This window comes from Cupriavidus gilardii (assembly GCF_013314895.1).
Taxonomy (GTDB): domain Bacteria; phylum Pseudomonadota; class Gammaproteobacteria; order Burkholderiales; family Burkholderiaceae; genus Cupriavidus; species Cupriavidus gilardii_C.
In genome coordinates, this window is sequence record NZ_JABTYE010000018.1 from 114,653 (window position 1) to 122,746 (window position 8,094).

The 8,094-nt window shown below is 69.9% G+C and carries 8 protein-coding genes; all 8 read right to left on the minus strand.

Going from position 1 to position 8,094, the window contains the following annotated elements:
* Complete coding sequence (locus tag HTY53_RS18015; RefSeq protein ID WP_174107875.1) at positions 1-825, minus strand: SDR family NAD(P)-dependent oxidoreductase; 825 nt, start codon at positions 823-825, stop codon at positions 1-3.
* Positions 826-912: 87 nt separating this feature from the next.
* Complete coding sequence (locus tag HTY53_RS18020) at positions 913-1,332, minus strand: MaoC family dehydratase (protein WP_174107889.1); 420 nt, start codon at positions 1,330-1,332, stop codon at positions 913-915.
* A 13-nt stretch (positions 1,333-1,345) separates the two neighbouring features.
* Positions 1,346-1,789 carry a MaoC family dehydratase N-terminal domain-containing protein gene (locus HTY53_RS18025; RefSeq protein WP_174107876.1) on the minus strand — a complete coding sequence of 148 codons (444 nt, stop codon included), beginning with the start codon at positions 1,787-1,789 and terminating at the stop codon, positions 1,346-1,348.
* 3 nt (positions 1,790-1,792) lie between these two features.
* Complete coding sequence (locus tag HTY53_RS18030; protein WP_174107877.1) at positions 1,793-2,977, minus strand: lipid-transfer protein; 1,185 nt, start codon at positions 2,975-2,977, stop codon at positions 1,793-1,795.
* A gap of 144 nt (positions 2,978-3,121) precedes the next feature.
* Entirely contained in the window at positions 3,122-4,114 is a 993-nt protein-coding gene (locus tag HTY53_RS18035) for a tripartite tricarboxylate transporter substrate binding protein (protein ID WP_174107878.1), read from the minus strand.
* Positions 4,115-4,408: 294 nt separating this feature from the next.
* Complete coding sequence (locus tag HTY53_RS18040; protein WP_174107879.1) at positions 4,409-5,437, minus strand: AraC family transcriptional regulator; 1,029 nt, start codon at positions 5,435-5,437, stop codon at positions 4,409-4,411.
* Between the two features lie 24 nt (positions 5,438-5,461).
* Positions 5,462-6,601 (minus strand): metallophosphoesterase, encoded by a 1,140-nt coding sequence (locus HTY53_RS18045; protein ID WP_174107880.1) that lies wholly within the window; start codon positions 6,599-6,601, stop codon positions 5,462-5,464.
* Between the two features lie 122 nt (positions 6,602-6,723).
* On the minus strand, positions 6,724-8,064 hold the full coding sequence (locus tag HTY53_RS18050) for an MATE family efflux transporter (RefSeq protein ID WP_174107881.1): 1,341 nt from the start codon (positions 8,062-8,064) through the stop codon (positions 6,724-6,726).
* Between the last annotated feature and the right edge of the window lie 30 nt (positions 8,065-8,094).

Consider the following 8,094-nt stretch of genomic DNA (forward strand, 5'->3'; position numbering starts at 1 on the left):
TTACGGGCGCCCGCCGCCGCAGACCAGCACCTGGCCGCTGACGTAGTTGGACTCGGGGATGCAGAACAGGTAGACGGCGCCGGCTGCTTCCTCGGGCGTGCCGCCGCGCCCCAACGGAATCATCGCCTCGGCGTTCTTCAGGATCTGCGGATTGACGCCGACCTTGATCTTGCGCCCGGCGATGTCGATGCTGGCGTCGGCCTGCGCATCGGCCTCGGTCAGCCGCGTCTTGATCAGGCCGAAGGCGATGCTGTTGACGTTGACCTTGTAGCGGCCCCATTCCTTGGCCATCGCGCGGGTCAGGCCGTTGATGCCGGCCTTGGCGGCGGCGTAGTTGGCCTGCCCGGCGTTGCCGTAGACGCCCGAGGTCGACGAGATATTGACGACCTTGCGAAACACCGGCGTGCCGCGCTCGGCCTCCTGTCTGGCCGCCTCGCGAATGAAGCCGGACGCCGCGCGCAGGATGCGGAAGGGCGCGGTCAGGTGCACCGCGAGGATGTCCTCCCACTGCTCGTCGCTCATCTTCTGGATCACGTTGTCCCAGGTATAGCCGGCGTTGTTGACGATGATGTCGAGGCCGCCGAACTGTTCGAGCGCGGTATTGACAAAGCGCTCCGCAAAGCCGGTCTCGGTCACGCTGCCGACGCAGGCCGCCGCCTTGCCACCGCTGGCGCGGATGGACTGCACCACCTCCAGCGCCGGTGCTTCGTCCAGATCGTTGACCACCACGCGCGCGCCTTCGGCCGCGAGCTTCAGCGCGATCTCGCGGCCGATGCCGCGCCCCGAGCCCGATACCAGTGCCACCTTGTCCTGCAGCTTGTTCATGCCGTTTGTCTCCTCGCTATGTTTGTTTTTCACTGGCTTCGCTGGCTTCGCTGGCTTCGCAGGTTTTGGTGAGGGTGCTCGCGCAGTTCAGGGCAGCGCGACCACCGCGTCGCCGGCCACCTTGACCTCGCCGTTGCGGTCCACGGTGCTCAGTTCGATCCGCACCCGCTTCTCGCCGTGCGCCTCCATCTTCTCGACCACCGTGCCTCTGCAGGTCAGCACATCGCCTACGTGCGTGATGGCGACGAAGCGCACGCCGAAGTCGCGCAGTTGCTGCTGCGGGACCCAGTTGGTCAGCAGCCTGCCCAGATAGGCCATCGACAGCATGCCGTGCGCGAACACATCGGACTGGCCCGCGGCGTGCGCGAAGTCGGTGTCGACGTGAATCGGGTTGTGGTCGCCCGAGGCGCCGCAATAGAGGGCCAGCGTCAGGCGCGACACCGGTTCGGTCTCGAAGGCGGGCAGGGCGTCGCCGACTTGCAGGGCGTCGTAGCGCAGCGTTGGCATCGAGCGGGCTCCTTCATCCATGGCGCATCACCGTGACCGTGCGCAGATCGGCGACATGCGCCCCATGCTGATTGCTGACGCGCGTGCGGCGCACGACAAATTCGAGCGCGCCGCCCTTCTTGTCGTAGAGGTCCTCGATGCACTGTTCGAAGGTCAGACGGTCGCCCGCATAGGCCATGGCGTGATAGGTGAAACGCTGCTCGCCGTGCAGCAGCCTTCGGTAGTCCAGACCGAGCAGCTCGCGGATCGCGGCCGGATTCGGCGCGTCCATTTCGAGGCAGAACAGGAAGGTCGGCGGCACCGGCAGCGCGGGATGTCCGGCATCGTGCGCGGCGGCCTCGTCGGTGTAGATCGGGTCGTGCTGGCCGGTGGCCTTGGCGAACAGGCGCAGCCGGCCCGCTTCGACCGGCACGGTGAAGGGCGCCATCCGGTGCCCGACGAATTGGCGATCGATCATCGTTCAGTCCGCCTGATACAGCGTCACCACGCAGGCACCGCCGAGTCCAAGGTTGTGCTGCAGCGCGAGCCGCGCCCCTTCGACCTGGCGCTGGTCGGCCTGGCCGCGCAGCTGCCAGGTCAGCTCGGCGCACTGCGCCAGGCCCGTGGCGCCGAGCGGATGCCCCTTCGACAGCAGGCCGCCGGAGGGATTGGTGACCACGCGGCCGCCGTAGGTGTTGTTGCCCTCGAGAATGAATTTCTCCGCGGTGCCTTCGGGCGTCAGAGCCAGCGCCTCGTAGGTAAGCAGCTCGTTGGCGGTGAAGCAGTCGTGCAGTTCGACCACGTCGATGTCCTCCGGTCCGATGCCGGCCTTCTCGTAGACCTGCGCGGCGGCCGCGCGGCTCATGTCGTAGCCGACCAGCTGGCGCATATCGCGTCCATCGAAGGTACTCGGCGTGTCGGTGGTCATCGCCTGCGCGGCGATGGTCACGCGCATGTCGAGCCCGTGGCGTCGCGCGAAGTCCTCGGAGCACAGGATCGCCGCCGCGGCGCCGCAGGTCGGCGGGCAGCATTGCAGCCGCGTCAGCGGCTCGAACACCATCGGCGCGGCCATCACTTCATCCAGCGTCACGGTGTCGCGGAACACTGCCAGCGGATTGCGCGCGGCATGCTGCCGCGCCTTGACCGAGATGCGGGCGAAGGTATCGGCGCGGATGCCGTGCTGCCTGATGTAGTCGCGTCCGGCGCCGCCGAAGAACTGTGCGGCGCGCGGCGCGTTGGCGTCATAGCCCTGCAGCGCTTCCATGGTCTCGGCGAAGCGCGCCAGCGGCGAGGGGCGATCGTCGTAGGCGCCCTTGAGCGCGCCGGGCACCATCTGCTCGAAGCCGAGCGCGATCGCGCATTCGATCGCGCCGCTTTCGACGGCCTGGCGTGCGAGGAACAGCGCGCTCGACCCGCTCGAGCAGTTGTTGTTCACGTTGAAGACCGGGATGCCGGTTAGGCCGACGCGATAGATCGCCGCCTGGCCCGCGGTCGAATCGCCGTAGACATAGCTGACGTAAGCCTGCTGCACCGCGTCGTAGGGCATGCCGGCATCGTCGAGCGCCAGCCGCGCGGCGCGCTCGCCCATGACCAGATAGGGCTCGCTCTTGCCCGGCTTGCTGAAAGGAATCATGCCGACACCGGCGACATGGACTTTGCGTGTCATGGTCTGGTCCTCGTTGTGGTTTGCCTGCTGCGTGAGCTCACTTTGCCGAGCCCGCCGCCGGGCGCCAATGGCCCGCGCAACCAAAGCGCCTGGCCGAAACGATCAGCGCCGTGGTCTTGTTGCGGCGGGCCAGTTGCGGCCGCCTCATTGCAACTTCACGCCGATCTGGCTCAGGAACACCTTCTCGCGCGCGAACTGATCGATCGCGTACTGCCGATATTCCGCGCTGCTCATGTACATGTCGACCTGGTCGTAGTCGGCCAGCATGCGCTGGTAGTCGGGGTCGCGCATCGCCTTGCGCAGCGCGTCATGCAAGGTCTTGAGCACCGCCGGTTCCATGCCCTTGGGCGCGACGATGCCGACCGGCGAATTGACCGTGATGTCGTAGCCCAGCTCCTTCAGCGTCGGCACATTGGGGCGCCGCGGCAGCCGCGTGTCGCCAAGCGTGGCCAGCAGCCGCGCCTTGCCGCCGTCGACGAGCGCACCCCAGCCGGGATCGGAGATCACGTCGAGATGGCCGCCCAGCAGCGCGTTGGTCTCCTCTGCCATGCCCTTGTACGGAATGAAATTGAACTTGACGCCGGCCGCGCGCGCGAGCCGTTCCATCGCGACGTGACCGCCGGCTCCGACGCCGGTCGAGCCATAGCTGATCTGGCCCGGGCGCGCCTTCGCATCGGCGAGCAGCTCCTGCAGCGTCTTCCACGGGGCATCCGTGCGCACGACCAGGCCGTTGGTGTAGCCGGTCAGGCAGATCACATAGGTGAAGTCGCTGAGCGGGTCGAAATTGACCTTCTGCAGATGCGGCAGGCGAAACAGCGTGGCCGGTGCGACCGAGAAGGTATAGCCATCGGGCGCCGCGGTGCGCGCCATCGCGGCCGGGCCCATGGTGCCCGCGACGCCGGGCTGATTGACCACCACCACCTGCTGGCCCATCTCTTTCGACAGCGCGTGCGCCAGCGCACGCATCTGCACGTCGGTGGCGCCGCCCGGCGGAAACGGCATGATCATCGTCAGCGTACGGGAGGGATAGCTGTCGGACTTCGCCAGCGCCGCGGCCGGCCAGGGCGCCCACGCGCCGAGCGCCCCACCGGCCAGGGCCAACAGCGCGCGCCGGCGCGACGTCGATGTGTCTGCCATGTCTGTCTCCTGTTTTGTCCGCTGCTTGCCCGCAGCTGTTCTGCAGCTTGTCCGCTGGTCGGCGGTCCCGCCGCCACGGTGACGACAGTCTAGGAAGGCAGCTCGCCGGCATACATGGCCGAAGCGCTGAATCGCATTGGCATGAACGATCAAGCCTGAGCGAGCGCGCGCGCAATGCGGCGCGGACGCGGTCCGGCTACGGGGAAACCCGCAGGGATCGCGCGAAAAGCGCAGCGATGCGGGAAAGACGGGGATGCGGAAGGCGGCGATGCGGAAAGACGGCGGAACCGCGGCTCAATGCTCGCGCAGATGCGACTGGCGATACTGGCCGGGCGCGACCCCGGTCCAGTGCTTGAACGCGCGATGGAAGGTGCTGGCCTCGGAGAAGCCCAGCAGGCTGGCGATCTCGGGCAGCGTCAGTTCGGGCCGCGCCAGGTATTCGATGGCGGCGTCGCGCCGCAGGTCGTCCTTGATGCCGCGAAAGCCCTGGCCTTCCTCGCGCAGCCGGCGGCGCAGCGTCTGCGGCGTCATCGCCAGCTGCTCGCCGACGTCATCCAGCGTTGGCAGTTCGCCCGCCAGGTTGCGCCGCAGGATGCGGCGGATGCGTTCGGTGATGCTGGTCTGGTCGCGATATTTGATCAGCAGGCTGGCCGGTGCCTGCCGCAGGAATTCGCGCAGGCTCTCTTCGTTCTGCACCACCGGCAAGTCGAGCCAGCGCGCCTCGAAGCGCCAGCCGGTGTAGTCGTGGCCGTAAGAGGCGGGCGCCTGGAACAGCAGCGCGGCGTCGGCGCTCGGGCCCAGCACGGAATCGGGCAGGTCGACGCCGATCAGCGGCACGCGGCGCGCCGCCAGCCAGCAGGCGAGTCCGTAACCGAGGAAGGCGAACGAGCGCGCCGCGTAAGCGAGGCGCCCGTCGTAGTCGACCCGCGGCGACAGGCACAGCATGGCGATCTCGCCGTGGCGCCGTAGCCGCGGCACGAAGTCGCCGATCAGCAGCCGGTAGTAGCGCAGGCCGCTGTGCATCGCCTCGCCGAGCGTGCGCGCGTGGACCATCATGCGGCAGCACTGCGCAAAGCTGCCCAGCGGCAGCGGCCGATTGCACAGGCCCCACAGCTCGTCGCGCAGCGTGCGCCGCAACGCAAACAGAAGCGCGGCGTACTGGCCCTGCGTCACGCGCGCGACCGGCGAATCGAGCAGCGCCGGCACAATCCCCGCGCGGCGCAGCAAGGCCCCGATATCGGCGCCGCGATGGCGCGCGCCCAGCAGCGTCTGCTGAACCTGCTGGATGGCGATGGTGTGGTGGGTGAAGCTGGTGGCGTTCATGGGCGCGACCGAAGCGCGGCGCTGCTACGGTTGCGCGCGCCGCAGCCGTATCCGCGTGATCTCGGACGGCGCGCCGAAGCGTTTCGGCGGTCCCCAGTATCCGGTGCCGCGGCTCACATAGACCCACATGCTTCCGTGGCGGTGCAGCCCGGCGACGTAGGGCTGCTGCATCGGCACGAACAGATTCCACGGCAGGAACTGCCCGCCGTGGGTATGGCCCGACAGCTGCAGATCGAAGCCGGCCTCGGCCGCGGCGACCGCGCTGCGTGGCTGGTGGGCCAGCAGCACGCGCACCGCCGCGTCGGACGGTGCGCCCGCCAGCGCCGCGTTCGGGTCGCTGCGATGCGCCGGATCGAAATGCCCGGCGCTGAAGTCGGTCACGCCGGCCAGCACCAGCCTGGCGCCGTCGCGTTCGATCGCCACGTGCTCGTTCAGCAGGACCCGCAGCCCCAGCCGGCGCAGCTCGTCGATCCACGCATGCGCGCCGGCGTAGTACTCGTGATTGCCGGTGACGAAGTAGACGCCGTGCGGGGCGCGCAGCGAAGCCAGCGGCGCCGTGTGTTCCCTGAGCTCGGGCACCTTGCCGTCGACCAGGTCGCCGGTGATCGCGATCGCGTCGGCGCCCAGCGTATGGACGCGCTCGACGATGCGCTGCAGATACGGCCGCTTGATGGTCGGACCGACATGGATGTCGCTGAGCTGGGCGATGGTGAAGCCGTCCAGCGCGGCGGGCAGCCCGGCGATCGGTACCTCGACGTCGACCACGCGCGCCACCCGCCGCGCGTTCCAGTAGCCCAGCAGCGAAATCAGCAGCGCCAGCGCGACGGTGGCCGCTGCGCTCCAGACCGGCAGCGCCGCCGGGTACCAGCCGGCCAGCGCACAGGCCAGCAGCACCAGCTCGCGCAGCACGGTCAGGATCAGCAGCGTCGAGAACAGGCCCATCGCCAGCATGCCGAGCCACGAGAGGCGATCGCCCCAGGGCGGCTCGAAACGGCGCGCCAGCAGCGCGGCCGGCATCGACACGGTCGAGATGGCCAGCCACAGCGCGGCCAGCGTCTTCAGGGCCATCGGCCACGGCAGCGCGGGCAGCAGGCGGGCGCCGATGTAGAGATGCAGCAGGGCGACGATCAGCGCAGCGGTCAGGATCGATCGGCGAGGGGTCATGGTGCTCCGGGCAGGCGTGCCGCGTCGGCACGATAAGCCGCACGATACCGGGGATACGTCGCTTTCGCATCCACGGCATCACCAGCGGCCCGCGCACCGCCTGTTGCCACCCTGACGTCCGATCAGCGCCCCGACCACACCGCGCGCCGCACGCCGATCGCCGTCACCGCGCCATAGGCGGTGATGCCAAGCGCCACGCCGAGGAAATGGCCGTCCAGACCCATGCCGCCGACATGCGCCAGCAGCCAGCCTGCGCCCGCGGCCAGGCCGATCCGCGCGATGCCGGCGGCGATCGGCCAGCGCATCCGGCCCGCGCCCATCGACGCGAAGTACAGCGCCATGCCGAGCCCGAAGCCGCCGAAGGCGGGCGCGATCCACGACAGCGCGCGTGCCGCGATCGCGGCCACTTCCGCATCGCTGGTGAACCAGCCGGCAAAGCGTGCCGGCGCGAGTCCGACGGCGACGCCGATGGTGCCGGCCAGCGCCAGCGCCAGCAGCGCGCCGACCCACGCGGTGCGGCGCGCGCCGGCCCAGTCGCCGGCGCCGACAGATCGGCCGACCAGCGCCGTCAGCGCCGAGCCCACGCCGAAGGCCAGCGGGATCATCAGGAATTCGAGCCGCGCCGAGATGCCGTAGGCAGCGACCGCCGCGGTGCCGTAGGGTCGCAGCTGCGCGGTCACCAGGATGGTTGCCAGATTGGCCAGCGCCGCCAGCCCGCAGGCGACCAGCCCGACCGACAGGATGCGCTGGAACAGCGCCGCATTCGGGCGTACCCGCAGCACCGGCACGAAGCCGGCGCCGCCGCGCAGCACCACCACGGCCATGCCGAGCGCGGCCGCCCACGACACCAGCGCGAAGGCGGCGCCGATGCCGGCCAGGCCCATGCCGCCGGGTTCGGCCAGCGCCCAGGCCAGCAGCGGGAAGGCGATCCACATCAGGCACAGCACGCGTGCCGCGAGCGCATGGCGGCCCCCGCCGCGCAGCACCGACGCCATCGTGTTGGCGAGCCAGGCCGGCACCGCACCGGCACCGAACAGCCAGATCGCATAGCTGGCCGCCGCTTCGGCGGCGGTCGCACCGGCCACCGCGCCGAGCACGGCATGGGGAAAGCCGGCCAGCGCGATGGCGAAGGCCAGGCCGGCCAGGACGGCGATGATCAGCGCATGCAGCACCAGCGCGGACGCATCCTCGCGCTTGCCGGCGCCGAGCGCGCGGGCGATGGCCGACACCACGCCGCCGCCCATCGCGCCGGTCGACATCTGCTGCAGCAGCAGCGCGAACGGCAACACCACGGCCCAGCCGGCCAGCGCCGCGGTGCCCTGGCGCGCCGCCAGCCAGGTCTCCACCAATTGCGCGACCGCCTGCAGCAGCGCGATCAGGCTGGTCGGGGCGGCCAGCTTGACGATGGCCCGCAGCACGGCGCGCAGCGGTGCCGCGGCTGCGGCAGCTGTGGCGGCCGCCATACCGGCGTCGGCGGGGACGGGGTTGGGGAC